Here is a 19583-nt window from a genome sequence, read left to right on the forward strand (position 1 = left end):
GAACAGCGCAGCAGAACAGCCAGCGTGTCATGAGCGCCAGTCGAGCGGCACCTGTCTGGTCCTGTCCCAGGGGCGTTCCCATCCCGCGTAGTGCACAATCCGGTCGATCACTCCGGCCGTGAATCCCCAGACCAGGGCCGATTCGACCAGGAATGCCGGACCGCTGTGTCCGCTCGGGTGGACGGCCGTCGCCCGGTTCCCGGGATCCGTGAGATCCGCCACGGGAACCGTGAAGACCCGGGCCGTCTCGGCCGGATCGACCACCCCGACCGGGCTGGGCGCCCGCCACCAGCCGAGCACGGGCGTCACGACGAAGCTGCTGACCGGGATGTAGAGCCGGGGCAGCACGCCGAAGAGCTGGACGCCCCGGGGGTCGAGCCCGGTCTCCTCCTCGGCCTCGCGCAGTGCCGCCCGCAGGGGCCCGGTGGTGGCCTGGTCGCCGTCCTCGGGATCCAGCGCGCCACCGGGGAAGGACGGCTGCCCGGCGTGGGAGCGCAGGGTCCCGGCCCGCTCCATGAGCAGCAGCTCGGGTCCGCGCTCCCCCTCGCCGAACAGGACCAGGACGGCGGACTGCCGGCCCGCCCCGCTCTCGGGCGGCAGGAATCGGCTGAGCTGCTGCGGCCGGACGCTGCGCGCGGCGCTCGCGACGGGGTCGAGCCAGGCGGGCAGGCCGTCGGTGGTGACGGCGACGGCCGTGTCGGGAACACGGCTGACGGGGCCGCGGCCCGACGGGCTCTCGGCGGGGCCGTTCGTGGCCTGCGCCGTGCTGTGTGTATGCGTGTGCGTCATAGGCACCCCCGTCGATTCACAACGCCTGTCGTCGGCCATTTCGTTCCGAGCCGCTCCGTCCTGGGGATCGAATCCGCCTTGAGGGTGAACCTGAGCAATCAGCCGGCCCGAGGTTTATCCGGCCCCCAGCGCGGGCGCGGGCTTGCCCGGGTAGTCGGCGGGCGGGCTGAGGCGCTGCCCCGGATAGCCGCCCATCTCGTACTTCAGGAGCTTCCTGGCCTTCTCCGGATCGGTCTCGCCCTCCCCGTACGACGGGCAGAGCGGCGCGATCGGGCAGGCCCCGCAGGCGGGTTTGCGGGCGTGGCAGATGCGGCGGCCGTGGAACACGACGCGGTGCGAGAGCATCGTCCACTCGCTCTTCGGGAAGATCCCGGCGACGACCGCCTCGACCTTCACCGGGTCCTCCTCGTCCGTCCACTTCCAGCGCCGCACCAGGCGCCCGAAGTGCGTGTCGACCGTGATTCCCGGGACTCCGAAAGCGTTGCCGAGAACGACGTTGGCGGTCTTGCGGCCGACGCCGGGCAGCTTGACGAGATCCTCCAGCCGCCCCGGGACCTCGCCGCCGAACTCGTCCCGCAGAGCGGCCGAGAGCCCTATCAGCGACTTGGTCTTGGCCCGGAAGAACCCGGTCGGCCGGATGATCTCCTCCATCTCCTCCGGCACCGCCGCCGCCATGTCCTCGGGCGTGGGGTACGCGGCGAAGAGCGCGGGCGTCGTCTGGTTGACCCTGAGGTCGGTGGTCTGGGCGGAGAGGACCGTGGCCACGAGGAGCTCGAAGGGATTACGGAAGTCCAGCTCGGGGTGGGCGTACGGATAGATCTCGGCCAGCTCGCGGTTGATCCGGCGCGCCCGGCGGACCATCGCGAGATGCGACTCGGGCTTGGGCGCCTTGCGCGGGGCCGCCGCCTTGGCCGTGGCTGCCGCCTTACGCGCCGGGGCTGCCGCCTTGGCCGTGGCCGCCGCCTTACGCGCCGGGGCCGCCTTCACTTTCTTTCCGGATGTGCCGGGCGTTTTCCTTCCGGATGTGCCGGGCGTTGACGATGACACTGCGGACCTCCTGGCCGACTTCCCGAACGACTTCCCCGGCCCTCCGGGGGAACCGTGCGCGTCTCCGAGGGAGCCATTCGCGGCATTCTTCGGGCGCGGCCGGCGTTGTTCGCCCACAGCGGAATCGTCGCCCTTCACCACCCCGTCAGCCCCCTTGGCCTGCGCTCTCCCCGGCGATCTGGACACCCGGCCAGCCTAGGGCCAGGCACCGACAACCACCCTTGCCACGGCATATCCGCCCCCGATCGGCCCCCTGCCGTAGGGTCCGGCACGCCCGTGCGTCAAACTGGTTTGTGATTGATCGCACTGTTTTACCGTCCGGCATGATGGGGACCACGGTTCCCTGGACAGGCCGACAAGGAGAGAACTCGTGGACGACGTTCTGCGGCGCGCCCCGCTTTTCGCGGCGCTCGATGACGAGCAGGCCGCGGAGCTCCGCGCCTCGATGAGTGAGGTGACCCTCGCGCGCGGAGACGCGCTGTTCCACGAGGGCGACCAGGGTGACCGCCTGTACGTGGTCACCGAGGGCAAGGTGAAGCTCCACCGCACCTCGCCCGACGGGCGCGAGAACATGCTGGCCGTGCTCGGCCCCGGCGAACTGATCGGGGAGCTGTCGCTCTTCGACCCGGGCCCGCGTACGGCGACCGCCTCCGCACTGACCGAGGTCAAGCTCCTCGGCCTCGGCCACGGCGACCTCCAGCCCTGGCTGAACGCCCGGCCCGAGGTGGCCACCGCGCTGCTGCGCGCGGTCGCCCGCCGGCTGCGCAAGACCAACGACCAGATGTCCGACCTGGTCTTCTCCGATGTGCCGGGCCGTGTGGCCCGCGCCCTCCTGGACCTGTCGCGCCGCTTCGGCGTCCAGTCCGAGGAAGGCATCCACGTCGTGCACGACCTCACCCAGGAGGAGCTGGCCCAGCTGGTCGGCGCCTCCCGCGAGACGGTCAACAAGGCGCTCGCGGACTTCGCGGGCCGCGGCTGGCTGCGCCTGGAGGCCCGCGCGGTCATCCTGCTGGACGTCGAGCGGCTGGCGAAGCGCTCGCGCTGACGCACGAAGGGCCCGCACCTCCCGGAGTACGTCCGGCAGGCGCGGGCCCCTCACGTTCGGGCAGGCCTCGGATGCGCAGGCCTCAGATGAGCCCGTGCCCCGCGAGGTATTCCAGCTGCGCCCGTACGGACAGCTCGGCGGCCGGCCACAAGGAGCGGTCCACGTCGGCGTACACCGCCGCCACCACATCCGACGGCGTACGGTGCCCGGCCTCCACCGCCGTCTCCACCTGGGCGAGCCGGTGCGCGCGGTGGGCCAGGTAGAACTCCACCGCCCCCTGCGCGTCCTCCAGCACCGGCCCGTGGCCCGGCAGCACCGTGTGGACGCCGTCGTCGACCGTCAGCGACCGCAGCCGCCGCAGCGAGTCCAGATAGTCGCCGAGCCGCCCGTCCGGGTGCGCGACCACCGTCGTACCGCGGCCGAGGATCGTGTCGCCCGTCAGCACGGCCCGGTCGGCGGGCAGATGGAACGAGAGCGAGTCCGCGGTGTGCCCCGGCGTCGGCACCACGCGCAGCTCCAGGCCGCCGGTGGTGATCACGTCACCCGCCCCGAGGCCCTCGTCGCCCAGCCGGAGCGCCGCGTCCAGGGCCCGTACCTTCGTCCCCGTCAGCTCCGCGAACCGGCCCGCGCCCTCCGCGTGGTCGGGGTGCCCATGGGTGAGCAGCGTGAGGCCCACGCGCCGCCCGGACCGCTCCACCGCCCCGATCACGGCCCGCAGGTGTACGTCGTCGAGCGGCCCGGGATCGATGACGACCGCGAGATCCGAGTCGGGCTCGGCCACGATCCAGGTGTTCGTCCCGTCGAGCGTCATCGCGGACGGATTGGGTGCGAGGACGTTGACCGTACGGGCGGTCGCGGGCCCGGAGACCACGGTTCCGCGCGGCTGTCCGGGCAGGGCTGCTGCGTCCGTCATGCGGCACCGCCTCCCTCGCCCGCCGTGGGCACGTGTTTGGTGAACTCGTCGTGTCCCGGCCAGGTCAGCACCAGCTCGTCACCCTCCAGCCGGGCCTGCGCGAGGACCGGCGTCATGTCCTGCACATCGGCGGCCTCCAGGGCCTCCGCGGCCGTCCCGTACGGCGCGAGGGCCCGCAGCGTGGTCACGGTGGGCGGCATCATCAGCAGCTCGCCCGCGTCGTAGCGGCGGGCGGCCTCCGCCGGGGCGATCCACACCGTACGGTCGGCCTCGGTGGAGACGTCCCGGGTGCGCTGCCCCTCGGGGAGCGCGGCGACGAAGAACCAGGTGTCGTAGCGGCGGGGTTCGAACTCCGGGGTGATCCAGCGCGCCCAGGCGCCCAGCAGGTCCGAGCGCAGCACCAGGCCACGCCGGTCCAGGAACTCCGCGAAGGACAGGTCCCGGGCGACCAGCGCCTCCCGGTCGGCCTCCCAGTCGTCCCCGGTGGTGTCGCCGACCACGGTCGTGGCGGTCGGCCCGGCGAGCAGGACGCCCGCCTCCTCGAACGTCTCGCGCACCGCCGCGCAGACGACGGCCTGCGCCTCGGTGACCGTAGCCACGCCGAGCCGGTCGGCCCAGTACTCCAACGGGGGCCCGGCCCACCCGATCAGCCGGTCGTCGTCGCGCGGATCGACTCCGCCACCCGGATAGGCGTACGCGCCTCCGGCGAACGCCATCGACGTACGGCGGCGCAGCATGTGCACGACGGGTCCACCGCCCTGTGCGTCCGTGTCGCGGAGCAGCATCACCGTGGCGGCCCGCCGGGGCGTCACGGCCGTCAGCTCACCGGCGGCGAGGGCGCGGATCCGGTCGGGCCATTCCGGGGGGTACCACTGACCTTGGGACATGGCCGGAGGCTATCCGGAACCGCGCCGATGTTCGAGAGGCTCCCTGATCACCACGGCGACCCGACATGCCCCGTACACACACGATCCCGCCCGGTCGCGGGGACCGGGCGGGATCGGAGACGTACAAGAAATACAAGAAATACGAGGAAGGTGAGGAAGGTACGGAAAGGGTCCTCAGGCCTCGACGAGCTCCACCTGGACCTCGACCTCGACCGGTGCGTCCAGCGGCAGCACGGCGACGCCCACGGCGCTGCGCGCGTGCACGCCCTTGTCGCCGAGGACCGCGCCCAGCAGCTCGCTGGCGCCGTTGATCACGGCGGGCTGGCCGGTGAAGTCGGAGGCCGAGGCGACGAAGCCGACGACCTTCACGACGCGCTTGATCCGGTCCAGGTCACCGGCGACCGACTTCACGGCGGCGAGCGCGTTGAGCGCGCAGGTCTTCGCGAGCTCCTTCGCCTCGTCGGGCGTGACCTCGGCGCCGACCTTGCCGGTGACGGCGAGTTTGCCGTCCACCATCGGCAGCTGGCCCGAGGTGTACACGTACACCCCGGACTGCACGGCCGGCTGGTACGAGGCCAGCGGCGGCACGACGGCGGGCAGGGTCAGGCCCAGCTCGGCGAGGCGCGATTCGACGGCGCCCGCCACTACGCCTTCTCCCGCTTCAGGTAGGCCACGAGCTGCTCGGGGTTGTTCGGGCCGGGAACGACCTGGACCAGCTCCCAGCCGTCCTCGCCCCAGGTGTCCAGAATCTGCTTGGTCGCGTGCACGAGAAGGGGCACGGTCGCGTATTCCCACTTGGTCATGGGCCCGACTGTAACGCCTGGCACGTACGGTCCCGTGCGTAGGCCGGGGCAGGACTGGTTAGGCTCGAATACGTGAGCAGGTTCCAGGTCGTCAGCGGCAAGGGCGGTACCGGTAAGACCACGGTCGCCGCCGCCCTCGCGCTCGCCCTCGCGACCGAGGGCAGGCGCACCCTTCTCGTCGAGGTCGAGGGCAGGCAGGGCATCGCCCAGCTCTTCGGTTCCGACGCGCTGCCCTACGAGGAGCGCAGGATCGCCGTCGCGCCGGGCGGCGGCGAGGTGTACGCGCTGGCGATCGACGCCGAACGCGCCCTCCTCGACTACCTCCAGATGTTCTACAAGCTCGGCAGCGCCGGCCGCGCCCTGAAGAAGCTCGGCGCGATCGACTTCGCCACCACCATCGCGCCCGGCGTCCGGGACGTCCTGCTGACCGGCAAGGCCTGCGAAGCCGTACGCCGCCAGGACAAGCGGGGCCGCTTCGTCTACGACCACGTGATCATGGACGCCCCGCCGACCGGCCGGATCACCCGCTTCCTGAACGTCAACGACGAGGTGGCCGGGCTGGCGAAGATCGGCCCGATACACAACCAGGCCCAAGCGGTGATGCGGGTCCTGAAGTCCCCGCAGACCGCGGTCCACCTGGTGACGCTGCTGGAGGAGATGCCGGTCCAGGAGACCGCGGACGGCATCGCCGAGCTGCGCGCCGCCGAGCTGCCCGTGGGCAGCGTCTTCGTGAACATGGTCCGCCCGCATCTGCTGGACGAGGACGCCCTGCGCACCGCCGCGGGCGGCCGCCGCAAGGAGATCGCCAAGACGCTGACCCGGGCCGGAGTGACCGGCTCCGCCGCCCTCGTACGTCCCCTGGTCGCGCAGGCGGCCGAGCACGCCGAGCGGGTCGGCCTGGAGCGGGAGCAGCGCGCGGTGCTGGCCGGTCTCGGCCTGCCGACGGCGGAGCTGCCGCTGATGGGCGACGGGGTGGACCTCGCCGCGCTGCACGACCTGGCCACGGAGCTCCGTAAGCAGGGCGCGGGGGAAGAGGGGGACGCATGAGCGCGGACACCGACGCTGTGCCCGGAGCCGGGCCGGACGCGGACGCTTCGCCCGGAACCGGCCCGGACACCGGCACCGTGCCCGGAGCCGGCCTGGACACCGACGCGCTGCTGGACGACGCGGGCATCCGGATCATCGTCTGCTGCGGCTCCGGCGGCGTCGGCAAGACCACGACCGCCGCGGCCCTCGGCGTACGGGCCGCCGAGCGCGGCCGGAAGGTCGTCGTCCTCACCATCGACCCGGCCCGCCGGCTCGCCCAGTCCATGGGCATCGACCAGCTGGACAACGTGCCCCGCCGGGTCGACGGCATCGAAGGCGACGGCGAACTGCACGCCATGATGCTCGACATGAAGCGGACCTTCGACGAGACCGTCGAGGCGCACGCGGACGCCGAGCGGGCGAAGGCCATCCTGGAGAACCCCTTCTACCAGTCCCTGTCGGCCGGGTTCGCCGGTACGCAGGAGTACATGGCGATGGAGAAGCTCGGGCAGCTGCGGGCGCGCGACGAGTGGGACCTGATCATCGTCGACACCCCGCCCTCGCGCTCCGCGCTGGACTTCCTGGACGCGCCGAAGCGGCTGGGGTCGTTCCTCGACGGGAAGTTCATCCGGCTGCTGATGGCGCCCGCGAAGGTGGGCGGCCGGGCCGGGATGAAGTTCCTCAATGTCGGTATGTCGATGATGAGCGGCACGCTGGGCAAGCTGCTCGGGGGCCAGTTCCTGCGGGACGTCCAGACGTTCGTCGCCGCGATGGACACCATGTTCGGCGGCTTCCGCAGCCGCGCGGACGCCACGTACAAGCTGCTCCAGGCGCCCGGCACGGCCTTCCTCGTGGTCGCGACGCCGGAGCGGGACGCGCTGCGCGAGGCCGCCTACTTCGTGGAACGGCTGGCCGCCGAGGACATGCCGCTGGCCGGTCTGGTCCTCAACCGCGTGCACGGCAGCGAGGCTTCGCGGCTCTCGGCGGAGCAGGCGCTGACCGCCGCAGAAAATCTTGACGACGCCCGCATTGTGGATCAGAGGGCCGGGAAAGCTGGCCTTGGTGACCGGGTAGCCCCCGACCCGGCGGTCACCGCTTCCGGAACGACCGAGCCGCCCCTCTCCCCCGAGGCCGGGCAGGCGTCCGGCCCGAAGACCTCAGCCGAGCACCAGGACACGACGGAGAACGAGCCGCCCCACGAGAACATCGCGCACGCCGCGACCGCCCCTGAGGGCGCCACCGTCGACGCAACGGACATCGTCGACACCACAGACGCGACCGACACCACCGACGCCGCCCATGCGGTGGACACGGCCGACGCGCTCGACGTCATCAGCATCGAGGAACTGACGGCGGGCCTCCTGCGCCTGCACGCCGAACGCATGCAGGTCGTCGCCCGCGAGAGCCGCACCCGCGACCGCTTCACCGTCCTCCACCCGGAGGTCCCGGTGACGGCCGTGGAAGCGCTGCCCGGCGACGTACACGACCTGGACGGCCTCCGGGCCATCGGCGACCGGCTGGCGGACGGTTCCGCCCCGTCCCCGGCCGGAGCCGCGTAGAGCCGACGCCGCGCAAAGCCGGAGCCACGTACGTAAAGCCGACGCGGCGTGGAACCGGAGCCGCGTACGTGGATACGTAGAACCGACGCGCCGAGCGGCGTAGCGGACGCGCTACCCCACCGCGGCGTACGTCTCGTGCAGTTCCTCATCCTCCAGCCCGATGACTCCGGGCAGAATGCCGGTGGACCGCTCGTATTCGCTGCGTGCGGTCTCCAGCAGTCGGCGCCAGGACGTGACGGTCGGCCGGCGGCGCAGCAGTGCGCGGCGCTCCCGCTCCGTCATTCCGCCCCACACGCCGAATTCGACGCGATTGTCCAGCGCATCGGCCAGGCACTCGGTCCGCACCGGGCATCCGGTGCACACCGCCTTGGCTCTGTTCTGCGCTGCCCCTTGTACGAACAGTTCATCCGGATCGGTAGTGCGGCAGGCTGCCTGCGCACTCCAGTCGGTTACCCAGCCCATGCCGGCGCCGTCCTCTCCCGAATCGAGGCTCCCCCACGGCGGTAGCGGCATATTCACCGCTGCCAGTTGAGGACGTTACGGAAGGTGGGGACAGCACAACACCCCCTTCGGGCCCAATCTTGAATGGTCCGAACGGACTATGCGTATGCGGCAGATCACCCAGGGGAGTGAGCCGAGGACATACGCGACTATCACCGTGAAAAAGGGACAGTGCACTCAAGTCGCAAAGGACTCCTCACGACATACGGGGCGAATTCGGGAGCGCCTCGATGGATGCGTGAAGAGCGATGCGGCGCAACATCGACCGGGCGAAGAATGACCAGAAGATGTGCATGGGGCGGCGGGGGGCTTGATACGGAACCGGACTGCTGTGACAGTTGAGAGCAGCTTAGGCCAACGCCTGCCCGTCTGTCCGGCGAATGGGAACCTGGGCGCCCCACGTCCGCGCGCGCCCGCACCACGACGGTCCAACGGCGTGGCCGTGCCCCCGGCCGTGGTGCCGGCGACCCGCCCGGATGTCACGGTCTGGTACGCGAACGCTCCGAGAGCCCCCTGCTCCTGCGACACGTTCATCACTACGGATTAGGCTGCCCCCTATGCCAAAGAAGCGCTCGGGCGGCGGTCTCACCACGACTCAGCAGGCCGCCAAGTTCGTCGGTGTCGCCGCGCTCTCCGGAGCTGTCCTGGCAGGTATCGCGCTGCCCGCAGCCGGAGCGCTGGGGCTCGCCGCCAAGGGGACGGTCGAAGGGTTCGACGAGATCCCCTCCAACCTCAAGACGCCACCGCTCAGTCAGCGGACCACGATCCAGGACCGCGACGGCGGCACCATCGCCACGGTGTACTCCCGCGACCGCACGGTCGTCCCGCTCAAGGACATCTCGCCGTACATGCAGGACGCGATCATCGCGATCGAGGACTCCCGCTTCTACGAGCACGGCGCGGTCGACCTCAAGGGCATCCTGCGCGCGATGAACCGCAACGTACAGGCGGGCGGGACCGCGCAGGGTGCGTCGACCCTCACCCAGCAGTACGTGAAGAACGTCTTCGTCGAGGAGGCGGGCGACGACCCGGAGAAGGTCGCCGAGGCCACGCAGCAGACGCTCGGCCGCAAGGTCCGCGAGCTGAAGTACGCGATCCAGGTCGAGGAAGAGCTCGGCAAGAAGAAGATCCTGGAGAACTACCTCAACATCACGTTCTTCGGGCAGCAGGCGTACGGCATCGAGGCCGCGTCCCAGCGCTACTTCTCCAAGCACGCCAAGGACCTCAAGCTGGAGGAGGCCGCGCTGCTCGCCGGCATCGTCCAGTCCCCGAGCCGTTACGACCCGGTCAACGACACGGAGGAAGCGACCAAGCGCCGCAACACCGTGCTGACGCGGATGGCCGCGGTCAAGGCCGTCTCGCAGGCCGAGGCCGCCAAGGCCATGGAGACGCCCATCAAGCTGAAGGTGTCCCGGCCGAAGAACGGCTGCATCACCGCCGTCAGCGGCTCCGGCTTCTTCTGCGACTACGTACGCAAGACGATCCTCACCGACCCGGCCTTCGGCAAGACCGACGAGGAGCGGGCCAAGCTCTGGAACCTCGGCGGTCTGACCATCCGGACCACGCTGGACCCGCGCGCCCAGCAGGCCGCCAACGAGGCCGCCACCGCGAAGGTCAACAAGGACGACAAGTTCGCGGCGTCCGTGGTGCAGGTCCAGCCGGGCAGCGGCAAGATCCTCTCGATGGGCCAGTCCCGCCCGTACGGCCTCGACCAAAAGCAGAACGAGACCGTCCTGAACCTCGCCGTCAGCAACAAGATGGGCGGCAGCACCTACGGCTTCCAGGTCGGCTCCACGTTCAAGCCGTTCACCGCGGCGGCGGCGCTGGAGAAGGGCATCAGCCCGGCGACGACGTTCTCCTCGGACTGGAAGATGACGCTCCAGGAGCAGGACTTCCGCAACTGCTCCGGCTCCCCGGCCGGCTACCAGCCCTGGGAACTCCAGAACGAGCTGGAGTCCGAGAAGGGCACCTGGGACATGACGAGCGCGCTCGGCAAGTCCATCAACACCTACTTCGCGATGCTGGAGCAGAAGGCCGGCCTCTGCGAGACCGTCGAGATGGCCAAGAAGGTCGGCTACGAGCGCGGCGACGGCAAGAAGATCGAGGAGTACCCCTCGATCACCCTCGGCGGCGAGGTGAGCACCCCGCTCTCCATGGCCAGCGCGTACGCCGCGTTCGCCAACCGGGGCACGTACTGCACGCCGATCGCCATCGAGTCCATCAAGGACCCGCAGGGCAAGTCGCTCGACGTACCGAAGACGTCCTGCTCGCGCGCGATGAGCGAGCGGACCGCGGACACGATCAACCAGATGCTCAAGGGCGTCGTCGAGGACGGCACCGGTACGCAGGCCGGACTCAGCGACCGGGACAACGCGGGCAAGACCGGTACGACCAACGACCGCAAGGACGCGTGGTTCGTCGGGTACACGCCGAACCTCTCCACCGCGGTGTGGGTCGGTGACGACATCGGCGAGAAGAGCTCGATGTTCAACGTCACCATCGGCGGCCAGTACTACGACAAGGTCTGCGGTGGCTGTCTGCCCGGCCCGATCTGGCGCATCGCGATGACCGGGGCGCTGAACGCGTCCGAGACTCCCGGGTTCAACCCCGTCTCCGTGCCTCGCGGCAAGGAGAAGGAGGACAAGGACGAGGACAAGCGCGACCGGGGTCGTGGCCGGGACCGTGACCGCGGCGACGAGGACGACAAGCCCGGCAACGACGGCAACCGGTTCCCGGGCATCGAGCTCCCGGAGGGCGTGATCGGCGGCGGCCGGGGCGGGCAGGACGGCGGCCAGAACGGCCCGTGACCGTACAGAGCGGTTAGAGGAAAAGCGGTGGGCGCCCGGTCGAGGACCGGACGCCCACCGCTCTTTTTGCTGTCCTACTGCCGCTTCCTCGGCGTCGGCTCAGCCGGCGAGGAGCTTCTTCACCGCGGCGGCGACGCGGCCGCCCTCGGCGAGCCCGGCGACCTTCGGGTTGACGATCTTCATGACGGCGCCCATCGCGCGCGGCCCCTCGGCCCCGGCGGCCTTGGCCTCCTCGACGGCGGACGCCACGATCGCGTTCAGCTCGTCGTCGGAGAGCTGCTTGGGCAGGTAGCCGTCGAGCAGCTCGCCCTCCGCCCTCTCCCGCTCGGCCTGCTCGGTCCGGCCGCCCTGGGCGAAGGCCTCGGCCGCCTCACGGCGCTTCTTCGCCTCCTTGGCGATCACCTTCTGCACCTCGTCGTCGGAGAGCTCGCGCGCCGACTTGCCGCTGACCTCTTCCTTGCTGATCGCGGTGAGGGTGAGCCGAAGGGTGGACGAGGTCAGCTCGTCACGCGCCTTCATGGCCGTGTGGAGGTCTTCCTTGAGCTTGGACTTGAGCGTGGTCATGCCGTGATTGTGACAGGTACGAGCCCGGGCCCGCCCACCGGTTTTCCTCTCGGCTTTTCTCCGGGCGTTCCGCTTCTGCGACGATGGGCGCATGCGCGCACGCTACGGAGTACCCCTGAAAGTCACGGCAGTCGGCGCGGCGGTCGGCGCCGCCGGACTCGCCTACGCCGCCGGATTCGAGGCCCGCTCGTTCCGCCTGCGACGGGTCACCGTTCCCGTACTCCCGCAGGGGGCGCGTCCGTTGCGCGTGCTTCAGGTCTCCGACATCCACATGGTGTGCGGCCAGCGCAAGAAGCGCGCCTGGCTCCAGTCGCTGGCGGGCCTGCGCCCCGACTTCGTGGTGAACACCGGCGACAACCTCTCCGACCCGGACGCGGTGCCCGAGGTGCTGGACGCGCTGGGCCCGCTGATGGAGTTCCCGGGCGTGTACGTCTTCGGCTCCAACGACTACTACGGCCCGAGGCTCCGCAACCCGGCCCGCTACCTCCTGGAGAAGGCCCAGGGCAAGCACGGCCTCAACGGCAACGCCCCCGCGGTCGGCGTCGTCCACAATCCGTGGGAGCCGATGCGTGACGCCTTCGACGAGGCGGGCTGGCTGGACCTGTCGAACACCCGGGGCCGGCTCAAGCTGGAGGGCATGGAGCTGGCGTTCACCGGCCTGGACGACCCGCACATCAAGCGGGACCGTTACGCCGAGGTCCAGGGCGGCCCGGAGACCGGCGCCGACCTCTCGATCGGCGTGGTCCACGCCCCGTACCTGCGCTCCCTGGACGCCTTCACGGCCGACGGCTACCCCCTGATCCTGGCGGGCCACACGCACGGCGGCCAGCTGTGCATCCCGTTCTACGGGGCACTGGTCACGAACTGCGACCTGGACACGGACCGAGTGAAGGGCCTCTCCACCCACACGGCAGGCGCCCACCGCTCCTACCTCCACGTCTCCGCAGGCTGCGGCACGAACCGCTACACCCCGGTCCGCTTCGCCTGCCCCCCGGAGGCAACGCTGCTGACGCTGGTGGCCAAGGCCTGAGGGACGGGCGGGAGGCGCGGGGCGGCGGGCGCGGGCCCTTCGGCGGCCGCGGCGCTCCTGCTCCGGCCGGACGTGGCGGGGTGGATCCGGCACCGAAGAAACCGGATTTCGCCTCCGGCCGCCGGTGGGCTAAAGTAATCGATGTCGCCGGGAGTCCGGTGGACATCGGGGTGTAGCGCAGCTTGGCAGCGCGCTTCGTTCGGGACGAAGAGGTCGTGGGTTCAAATCCCGCCACCCCGACAGCTGAAACACCAGGTCAAGGGCCTGATCCTCTCTGAGGGTCAGGCCCTTCCTGCATCTCCGGAGATCGTTTGGGAGAAATCTGGGAGAAGATCTTGGTTGGGGTCTCCCAGATGACGCTCGCCCTCAGCCAGTCCTGCCGAAGCTCGGCGAGCGCGAGAGTTGGGCAGTCGCAAACACGCTGGACTGAACGGCTGCCCGTGCTCCTCACTCCCTGCCGATTCGGATCATGTACACGCACCCATACTCGGTGCAGCCATATCAGGGGGCGGGTCACCCGGACCGCCTCCCCTTCCTCTCTGGCCGCTTACCCACCGGCGCCCTCTGGTGGCCTTCCGTGTCCTTCTTGCCCCACGCTCGAGCCCGCTTCCGGTCACGTTGCCAGTCGGCCAGCTTGGACTGCGGCCAATCCGGTCTGTCTCCCCTCGGCGAAGACCAATCAGTTCCTGTCGGTCTAGATGGCAGCGGGATCCATCCTCGGAGCCCACGATCAGGTTGCCGGGCATGGCCGCGCATTGCAGGTATCCCAAGAAGCATCGGGCTGGTCAGAGTTCTGGCTGCGCCATCGCGGGCCGCATAAGAGGTCATCGAGCTCAAGGACAAAGCCTGCTGCCCGAAACGCCCCCAGGAGTTCTCTCCGCGGACGGCCAGTGCGCGCCAACGACCTTGAAAAGCCACGCTACGCAACGACCCCACGGAGCTTAGCGATATGGCACGTGCGCGATGAGAACCGTCGATCAGCATTCGATAGGAATCGCCTACGGATGATCCAGGATTGGCAAGTTCAGACGAGATAAGGCTCCACGCCATACCCAGAGAACCGGGCCTCACCCCCAGAACGCGGGCTCCCACCAGCGAGGGACTAGTTCCACGTGACCAAGCCGCGAGGCGAGGCACGATGTGCTGCCTGAACGCCGGGTGCTGAAGCGCCGCGAACGGCGCAGGGAGTTCCGGCACATCGGCCCAAGGATCCCGAATCGTGAAACGCCTACGGATCTTCGGCGGGGCGGGAAGTGGCGGCGCCTCCTTCCCACTTCGACGTCTTCTGTACGCCTTCTGTCGACACGCACTCGAGCAGTACAACCGCGTGCGGCCTGTGGCCGGTTGAGTAACGATGGCTTCGCACTCAGGCCCGATGCAGCGTTGCAGCACCACCACTTCGCTGGAGTGAGCCCTCACCACCTCAGAACGGAGCGGACCATGCTCCCACCGCATCTCCTCCAAGAGGGAGCCGGCGTACCCGGAAGTACGGAGGGTCTCCAGCGCGTCTGCGACAACGGCTTCCACGTTGGATGGAGGCGTATCAAGGCGACGGGCGACTTGGGTAGTTGGGGCCCCTTGTAGCCTCAGAAGAAGAAGGTCCCGTTGAGCATCGTCAAGTTCCGCGAGAGCCTGGCTCAGGACGTCGCTGCCCACGTACCGGGCCGTGGGATCGCGAAATGACCTTCTACGCCTGGCGGCCCTGGTTCGCATTCCCTTCACCTCCTCCCTCTTCCATCACCCGAAGACCGCCCTCGTCCTGAGCAGACAACGCCTCTGCCGTGGGAGGCTGCACCTCGCTCAGATTCCGACGTGACCACGGCACCAGGCCAGCCAGAGCTCGGCCAACGGCCTCGACCATGCGCACCATGTCTTCGGGACGGGCACGGCAGACCGCGACAAGCGCAATCAGCCCGAAAACGATGAGAGCCACGATCCCAGCCTGTGCCAGATCGTGAGTCCACCCAGAGTCGGCCGCGAGCAGGAGTGATTGAGTCAACAGAATGCCCTCTCAGTACAGACGCAAAAAGCCCCCGGCTGACCACTCCGGGGGCTTCTCCGCGCAACTGAACAACAAAAAAGGCCCGCCGGAAGGCGAGCCTTGCGTCCGGGCACAAGTGTGCTGGACGAGAGGACTATAACGCGAACGACCACCAAGTACAACCCACTTGGCGGCTTCCATAAATCTGCAGGTCAGAGCCATCTAGACGCCAACAGGATGACAGGCAGAACGAATGAGAGTTTCGTAACGCAGGCTCTGGACCCTCAAGCCCTGTACACGAAATCACTGTTGGGTGCCTGGCCTCCCAGAAGGAGCCCAGGCACCCAACAGCACTGCACCGACCACCGCACCGCCTACGCTCGGGCGTCCAGGAGGCCATCGAGCACAGCCACCGGGGAGCGAGTACACATCGCACGGCGAACTTCGAGAGCTGCCTCCCATTGCTCGGCCAGCCCGGACATCAGGCGCTTGCGCATGCCGGGCGTGACGTGGGCGTAGCGCGCGGAGACCGAGCCGTCGATGTGGCCCATGCGTTCGTCCATGAGGACCTTCTCGGTGCCGAGGTCCTCCATCATCGTGCGGTGGGTGTGCCGGAGCCCGTGGGGTGTAAGACCCTTGGCGATCGGGAGCCAGCAGGCGTCGGCCCGAGCAGCAGCGCCTCGGCCTCTGGCCGGGATGCCGGGCCACGGCTCGCCGAGGATCGGTACCGGGCGGGCCTCCTGCGGTGCCTTCTTCGGATACCAGCCGGAGGTCGCCGGAGTGAACAGCCACGTGGCAAAACCGTTTCGGCGCCAGTGGGCCGCGTGCTCTGACGCGGCTCCGCCGCGTACGAACCCGAGCTCTGCGATGGCGAGTTCGACGCGTACGCGGGTGTCCTCGCGTACGCGGTCGGGGTGGTTGAGGACGTTCGAGACCGTGCCTGTGGAGACTTCGGCACGGCGGGCGACGTCGACGAGCTTCGCGCCCTGGTGGCTCCTGTGCGCGCCTTGCCTTGACCTCGGAAGACGTACGTCCTGCCATGGCAGGGGCAGGGCGTCGGCTTCGTACGGGCGATGTGGTTGAAGACCAGGGCCGACAGCCAGTCCGTCGAGTCGATGTCGCGGTAGCTGTCGTCCTTGGGCGGGCAGCGGACAAGCTCGCCGGTGTCCAGTTCGTACAGCTGCCACTCAACGCGGAACGCGCCAGGCCGGACAAACTCCGTTTCCAGGCCGACGATTTCGCCCCACCGTTTACCGGTGTAGCCCTTGAGGACCGTGGCGACGAACTCGTCGTCGCGGCCGGAGAGCAGGGCCGCCCGCTCAGCGGTAAGCAGGATGCCGAGCGCGTCGGTGACGACCTTCTCCGGGCCGCGGTCGCGGGAGCGGCCGGCACGCTTGCCCCGTCCGCGCCGCCTGGCCGCCGGGTTCGACGTGATCAGGCCCTCGTCGATCGCGTCCTCGAAGATCAGGTGGAGTGTCGCGCGCCACGTCTTGACGCTGGAGGCCGCGTACGCCGCCCGCTCCTTCTTCTCCCACAGCTCGACGTCCGTGCGCAGAATGCTGGCGAGCGCCTTGTCCTCGAAGTCGGGGAGCAGGTGCTCCTCGATGTGGCGCTTGTAGTTCTGCATGGTCGAGGCGGCCAGGTCCTGGGCGGCGTACCAGCGGCTCGCGTACTCGCCGAAGGTTTCCTGGCCGAGGCCCGGATCGCGCCACTGACCACGGCGAACGGTCACCTCTTCGGCGTCTGCGGCCTGCTTGGCCTCGCGCTTGGTGGCGAACTTGACCACGGTGCCCATGGAATCGGCGACGGTGCCGTACTTGCCGTCCTCGATCTTGTAACGGCCACGCCAGTAGCCACTGCGCTTCTCTGCGTACCCCACGGCTTTCCCTCCCTTCCGTCGTGTGGGGCGCGTTAAGCAGCAGTTCCGTACTGGGACTTGGCCATCCGGCGCGGGGGCCGGGCCTGGAGCCGGACGGTGGGTACAGCCACATCGGGCCGGTGCCGAGCGGGAGGCTTGCGCGTCGGCGCAGGAGCGCCGCCGGTGCGCTGCGCATTCACGGCGGGGCGCTCTTCGTGCATGCGGATGATCTCCGCGAGGTGCTCGTCCGAGAAGCGGTAAGCACGGCCGACGCGGGTGAACGGGATGAGCCGACGGCGAGCGCGGTCCTTGACCCACCAAACGGAGCAGCCGAGTACGGCGGCGACTTCCTCGGGGACGTAGAGGCGCGGCAGGCCGGCCTCGGCGGGCGACGTCAGTTCGGAGGCAGGGGTTATCGCGGGTTGACGCAAGGGGTGGGTCCTCTTCTGGCGGTTCTGGGGCGCGGCAACGCCGACTCGCCGGTCGATCGCTAGGGATGTGGGTGAGATATGCCCATGCTGGGGGTCTGCGGGCCCAGGGCGGCAGTGGGAACGGGCGGCTACGCGTCGGCGACGGGGCTGGTGTCGCCGCGCTCGCCGAGCGGAGGGCCGTGCATCTTCAACATGGTCTTGTTGGCCTCTTCCGCGATGGTGGACTGGACCATGAGGTCGGCCTCCTCGCTGATGTCAGGGTGCTCGGCGAGGTAGGCGTCGAGAGCGTCGCGCGCCTCGGTGAAGGCCATGTTGGCTCTCTGCGTCGCGCGGAAAGCGTCCAAGACCTCGTCGATGAGCTCCATAGCTCGGGCCTTGGCCGCCAGCTGAGGTGGCCCGACGAGGTTGCGCAGGTCGATGCCGAAGACCTCGGCGAAGCCGATGGCGTCATCGAGGTTGATGCGGCGCTTGCCATTTTCGATCCGCCAGACCGCGGATGGGTTCATGTCGAAGCCGGCCTCGTTGAGCCGGTCGGACAGGGCATTGGTACTCCAGCCGCGCGCCTCGCGCTCCACCCTGATGCGGGTTGCGACGTTCGCCTCACCGCTGAGCAGAACGCCCTCGGACGGCTCTTCCTCCGCCACCGCCACCTCCTTCGGTTCGTAGCAATGCACTGCGGTTTGCAGCACAGCCTAAACAGTAGCATCGATACTGCGAGATGCAAAACACTTCTGCGATCCGCAATTCGTATGGCATAGTGGTGGCACCCCACCCCACTGACCTCAGGAGTCCGCACGCCCACACGTCACATGAAAGAAGCCCCCGGCGATGCCGGGGGCTCAAGCGCAAACCTCTCAACCGCCATCCCTAGCGATCGACCTGCGGAGTCCGGGATTGCCGTCCCATATGGCCCGCAAGCAGAGGAGCTGATGCCCAGTATGACCGATGCCCAGCCGAATACGCCATCCCTTCCCGACAGCTCCGGCACGTCGTGGCCCCTAGTCGCCGTCCCCGGCCAGCCGTCCGGCGCTGCTGCGCCTCCAACAGAAGAGGGCCCCGACGACACCGCCTCGCCTACGCCGCTATCCGAGGGGGTGCAGATCCTGGACGACCTGCGGGCGCAGCTGAAGCGGTACGTGGCGATGCCGAGCGAGGAGGCCGTCACGGCGGTGGCCTTATGGGTCGCGGCAACGCATCTTCAGCGTGCGTGGCAGCACGCGCCGCGCCTGGCGATCGTCGCGCCGGAGAAGCGGTGCGGTAAGTCCCGCCTGCTGGACGTGGTCACCGAGACCGTGCACAACCGGCTGATCACGGTCAACGCCAGCGCGGCTGCGATCTTCCGGTCGATCGACGGGGACGACCCGCCGACTCTCCTGGTCGACGAGGCCGACACCATGTTCAGCACCACCAAGGGCGCGGAGAAGAACGAGGAGGTCCGTGGTCTCATCAACGCCGGACACCAGCGCGGTCGGCCGACACTGCGGGTGTCCGGCCCCGAGCACCAGGTGCAGGAATTCCCCACCTTCGCCATGGCGGCACTGGCTGGGATCGGCGATCTGCCGGACACGATCATGGACCGTGCGGTGGTCATCCGCATGCGCCGCCGAGCAGCGGGCGAGAAGGTGGCGTCCTTCCGCACCGGCCGGGACACACCCGCTTTGAACGCGATCCGCGATCGCCTCCGCGCCTGGCTTCAGCCGCTCTATGAACTGGACATGGAGATGGAGCCACCGATGCCGGTCGAGGACCGCGCGGCGGACACCTGGGAACCGCTGGTCATCGTCGCCGATCTCGCCGGAGGTGACTGGCCCGCGCTGGCCCGCTCCGCCTGCCGCACCATGACCGACTACGAGGCTGGCCAGGACGAGGAAGGCGGTCTTCGCACCCGCCTCCTGGTCGGCATCCGCCGCGCCTTCGCCGCCGTCGGCGACCCTGCCGTGCTCAGCACGAAACACCTGCTGGAATCCCTGAACGCAGACAGGGAAGCACCGTGGGCGGAGTACGGCGCAAACGGCCTGACCCCGCGCGGCCTGCAGCTGCTGCTCAAGCCGTACGGCATCGGCTCGGCCAACCGCCGCTTCCCGGAGGGCACCCAGGCCAAGGGCTTCGCGCGCAACCAATTCCTCGACACCTGGGCGCGCTACTGCCCCGAGCCGAAGGCGACAGACGCGCTCGCCTCTTCAGGCGACGGCCCGGCGCCCAGCACCGCAGCCTGACTCGACTCCACTCGCATCACTCGTCCCCGCGCAGGTCAGCGCGGGGACGAGTGAACGCCTCGCAACGAGTCGTCTCGACATCGCTACGCCACTCGTACCTGTGCTGACCAGGCACGCGACGAGTGG

18 protein-coding genes, 1 tRNA gene and 1 pseudogene are annotated in these 19583 nt (G+C 69.3%); 7 read left to right on the forward strand and 13 right to left on the reverse strand.

Annotated features, from left to right (window positions below; genetic code table 11):
• Nucleotides 1–27: 27 nt before the first annotated feature.
• Nucleotides 28–789, reverse strand: coding sequence for a CoA pyrophosphatase (locus A3Q37_RS25315; RefSeq protein ID WP_065487930.1), 762 nt, complete (start codon nucleotides 787–789; stop codon nucleotides 28–30).
• A 114-nt stretch (nucleotides 790–903) separates the two neighbouring features.
• Nucleotides 904–1776 (reverse strand): endonuclease III, encoded by an 873-nt coding sequence (gene nth / locus A3Q37_RS25320; protein ID WP_255311940.1) that lies wholly within the window; start codon nucleotides 1774–1776, stop codon nucleotides 904–906.
• Between the two features lie 430 nt (nucleotides 1777–2206).
• On the opposite strand from nth, the gene A3Q37_RS25325 reads away from it, so the two are divergent.
• Nucleotides 2207–2881, forward strand: coding sequence for a Crp/Fnr family transcriptional regulator (locus A3Q37_RS25325; RefSeq protein WP_003967450.1), 675 nt, complete (start codon nucleotides 2207–2209; stop codon nucleotides 2879–2881).
• An 82-nt stretch (nucleotides 2882–2963) separates the two neighbouring features.
• Here A3Q37_RS25325 and A3Q37_RS25330 read toward each other — a convergent pair whose 3' ends face one another.
• The 4 genes from A3Q37_RS25330 to A3Q37_RS36600 all read right to left on the reverse strand — a co-directional run bounded on the left by A3Q37_RS25330 (nucleotide 2964) and on the right by A3Q37_RS36600 (nucleotide 5484).
• Entirely contained in the window at nucleotides 2964–3794 is an 831-nt protein-coding gene (locus A3Q37_RS25330; RefSeq protein WP_065487931.1) for an MBL fold metallo-hydrolase, read from the reverse strand.
• Complete coding sequence (locus tag A3Q37_RS25335) at nucleotides 3791–4681, reverse strand: NUDIX hydrolase (protein WP_065487932.1); 891 nt, start codon at nucleotides 4679–4681, stop codon at nucleotides 3791–3793. The genes A3Q37_RS25330 and A3Q37_RS25335 overlap by 4 nt, the downstream gene beginning before the upstream one ends.
• A 174-nt stretch (nucleotides 4682–4855) precedes the next feature.
• Nucleotides 4856–5326, reverse strand: a complete 471-nt coding sequence (locus tag A3Q37_RS25340; RefSeq protein ID WP_006126400.1) for a RidA family protein — start codon at nucleotides 5324–5326, stop codon at nucleotides 4856–4858.
• Complete coding sequence (locus tag A3Q37_RS36600) at nucleotides 5326–5484, reverse strand: DUF4177 domain-containing protein (RefSeq protein ID WP_003967454.1); 159 nt, start codon at nucleotides 5482–5484, stop codon at nucleotides 5326–5328. Before A3Q37_RS36600 ends, A3Q37_RS25340 begins: the two co-directional genes overlap by 1 nt.
• Before the next feature lie 72 nt (nucleotides 5485–5556).
• Here A3Q37_RS36600 and A3Q37_RS25345 point away from each other — a divergent pair, with 72 nt between their 5' ends.
• Nucleotides 5557–6531, forward strand: coding sequence for an ArsA-related P-loop ATPase (locus A3Q37_RS25345; protein WP_065487933.1), 975 nt, complete (start codon nucleotides 5557–5559; stop codon nucleotides 6529–6531).
• Nucleotides 6528–8069, forward strand: coding sequence for an ArsA family ATPase (locus tag A3Q37_RS25350; RefSeq protein ID WP_255311941.1), 1542 nt, complete (start codon nucleotides 6528–6530; stop codon nucleotides 8067–8069). Before A3Q37_RS25345 ends, A3Q37_RS25350 begins: the two co-directional genes overlap by 4 nt.
• A gap of 111 nt (nucleotides 8070–8180) precedes the next feature.
• Here the strand turns inward: A3Q37_RS25350 and A3Q37_RS25355 are convergent, their stop codons facing one another.
• Nucleotides 8181–8531, reverse strand: a complete 351-nt coding sequence (locus tag A3Q37_RS25355) for a WhiB family transcriptional regulator (RefSeq protein WP_006126397.1) — start codon at nucleotides 8529–8531, stop codon at nucleotides 8181–8183.
• Nucleotides 8532–9127: 596 nt separating this feature from the next.
• Between A3Q37_RS25355 and A3Q37_RS25360 the strand changes: the two genes are divergently transcribed.
• Nucleotides 9128–11377, forward strand: coding sequence for a transglycosylase domain-containing protein (locus A3Q37_RS25360; protein WP_065487934.1), 2250 nt, complete (start codon nucleotides 9128–9130; stop codon nucleotides 11375–11377).
• 99 nt (nucleotides 11378–11476) lie between these two features.
• Here A3Q37_RS25360 and A3Q37_RS25365 read toward each other — a convergent pair whose 3' ends face one another.
• Nucleotides 11477–11941, reverse strand: coding sequence for a GatB/YqeY domain-containing protein (locus A3Q37_RS25365; protein ID WP_065487935.1), 465 nt, complete (start codon nucleotides 11939–11941; stop codon nucleotides 11477–11479).
• 91 nt (nucleotides 11942–12032) lie between these two features.
• Here A3Q37_RS25365 and A3Q37_RS25370 point away from each other — a divergent pair, with 91 nt between their 5' ends.
• Both A3Q37_RS25370 and A3Q37_RS25375 read left to right on the forward strand, forming a co-directional pair.
• Entirely contained in the window at nucleotides 12033–12971 is a 939-nt protein-coding gene (locus A3Q37_RS25370) for a metallophosphoesterase (RefSeq protein WP_065487936.1), read from the forward strand.
• Between the two features lie 166 nt (nucleotides 12972–13137).
• Nucleotides 13138–13211 (forward strand) — tRNA-Pro (locus A3Q37_RS25375).
• Between the two features lie 273 nt (nucleotides 13212–13484).
• On the opposite strand, the gene A3Q37_RS38375 is transcribed toward A3Q37_RS25375, so the two are convergent.
• The 5 genes and pseudogenes from A3Q37_RS38375 to A3Q37_RS25390 all read right to left on the reverse strand — a co-directional run bounded on the left by A3Q37_RS38375 (nucleotide 13485) and on the right by A3Q37_RS25390 (nucleotide 17885).
• Complete coding sequence (locus tag A3Q37_RS38375) at nucleotides 13485–14684, reverse strand: sigma factor-like helix-turn-helix DNA-binding protein (protein ID WP_369691469.1); 1200 nt, start codon at nucleotides 14682–14684, stop codon at nucleotides 13485–13487.
• Entirely contained in the window at nucleotides 14659–14904 is a 246-nt protein-coding gene (locus A3Q37_RS36905; RefSeq protein WP_141693611.1) for a hypothetical protein, read from the reverse strand. Before A3Q37_RS36905 ends, A3Q37_RS38375 begins: the two co-directional genes overlap by 26 nt.
• 422 nt (nucleotides 14905–15326) lie before the next feature.
• Nucleotides 15327–16831 (reverse strand): annotated as a pseudogene (locus A3Q37_RS25380) (LacI family DNA-binding transcriptional regulator).
• Between the two features lie 32 nt (nucleotides 16832–16863).
• Nucleotides 16864–17241: a helix-turn-helix domain-containing protein gene (locus A3Q37_RS25385; protein ID WP_079137986.1), complete on the reverse strand. Its 378-nt coding sequence runs from the start codon at nucleotides 17239–17241 to the stop codon at nucleotides 16864–16866.
• Nucleotides 17242–17369: 128 nt separating this feature from the next.
• Entirely contained in the window at nucleotides 17370–17885 is a 516-nt protein-coding gene (locus tag A3Q37_RS25390) for a helix-turn-helix transcriptional regulator (RefSeq protein ID WP_065487937.1), read from the reverse strand.
• 294 nt (nucleotides 17886–18179) lie between these two features.
• Here A3Q37_RS25390 and A3Q37_RS25395 point away from each other — a divergent pair, with 294 nt between their 5' ends.
• Nucleotides 18180–19457, forward strand: coding sequence for a DUF3631 domain-containing protein (locus A3Q37_RS25395; protein ID WP_079137987.1), 1278 nt, complete (start codon nucleotides 18180–18182; stop codon nucleotides 19455–19457).
• Nucleotides 19458–19583: the final 126 nt, after the last annotated feature.

This window comes from Streptomyces sp. PTY087I2 (assembly GCF_001687325.1).
GTDB lineage: Bacteria > Actinomycetota > Actinomycetes > Streptomycetales > Streptomycetaceae > Streptomyces.

Excerpts from the sequence above, each read along its gene's own strand:
- A3Q37_RS25355 (WP_006126397.1), bottom strand. The coding sequence starts at position 8,531 with ATGGGCTGGGTAACCGACTGGAGTGCGCAGGCAGCCTGCCGCACTACC.
- A3Q37_RS25335 (WP_065487932.1), bottom strand. The coding sequence starts at position 4,681 with ATGTCCCAAGGTCAGTGGTACCCCCCGGAATGGCCCGACCGGATCCGC.
- A3Q37_RS36600 (WP_003967454.1), bottom strand. The coding sequence starts at position 5,484 with ATGACCAAGTGGGAATACGCGACCGTGCCCCTTCTCGTGCACGCGACC.
- A3Q37_RS25370 (WP_065487936.1), top strand. The coding sequence starts at position 12,033 with ATGCGCGCACGCTACGGAGTACCCCTGAAAGTCACGGCAGTCGGCGCG.
- A3Q37_RS25395 (WP_079137987.1), top strand. The coding sequence starts at position 18,180 with ATGACCGATGCCCAGCCGAATACGCCATCCCTTCCCGACAGCTCCGGC.
- A3Q37_RS25330 (WP_065487931.1), bottom strand. The coding sequence starts at position 3,794 with ATGACGGACGCAGCAGCCCTGCCCGGACAGCCGCGCGGAACCGTGGTC.
- A3Q37_RS25350 (WP_255311941.1), top strand. The coding sequence starts at position 6,528 with ATGAGCGCGGACACCGACGCTGTGCCCGGAGCCGGGCCGGACGCGGAC.
- A3Q37_RS25365 (WP_065487935.1), bottom strand. The coding sequence starts at position 11,941 with ATGACCACGCTCAAGTCCAAGCTCAAGGAAGACCTCCACACGGCCATG.
- A3Q37_RS38375 (WP_369691469.1), bottom strand. The coding sequence starts at position 14,684 with ATGCGAACCAGGGCCGCCAGGCGTAGAAGGTCATTTCGCGATCCCACG.
- A3Q37_RS25315 (WP_065487930.1), bottom strand. The coding sequence starts at position 789 with ATGACGCACACGCATACACACAGCACGGCGCAGGCCACGAACGGCCCC.
- A3Q37_RS25360 (WP_065487934.1), top strand. The coding sequence starts at position 9,128 with ATGCCAAAGAAGCGCTCGGGCGGCGGTCTCACCACGACTCAGCAGGCC.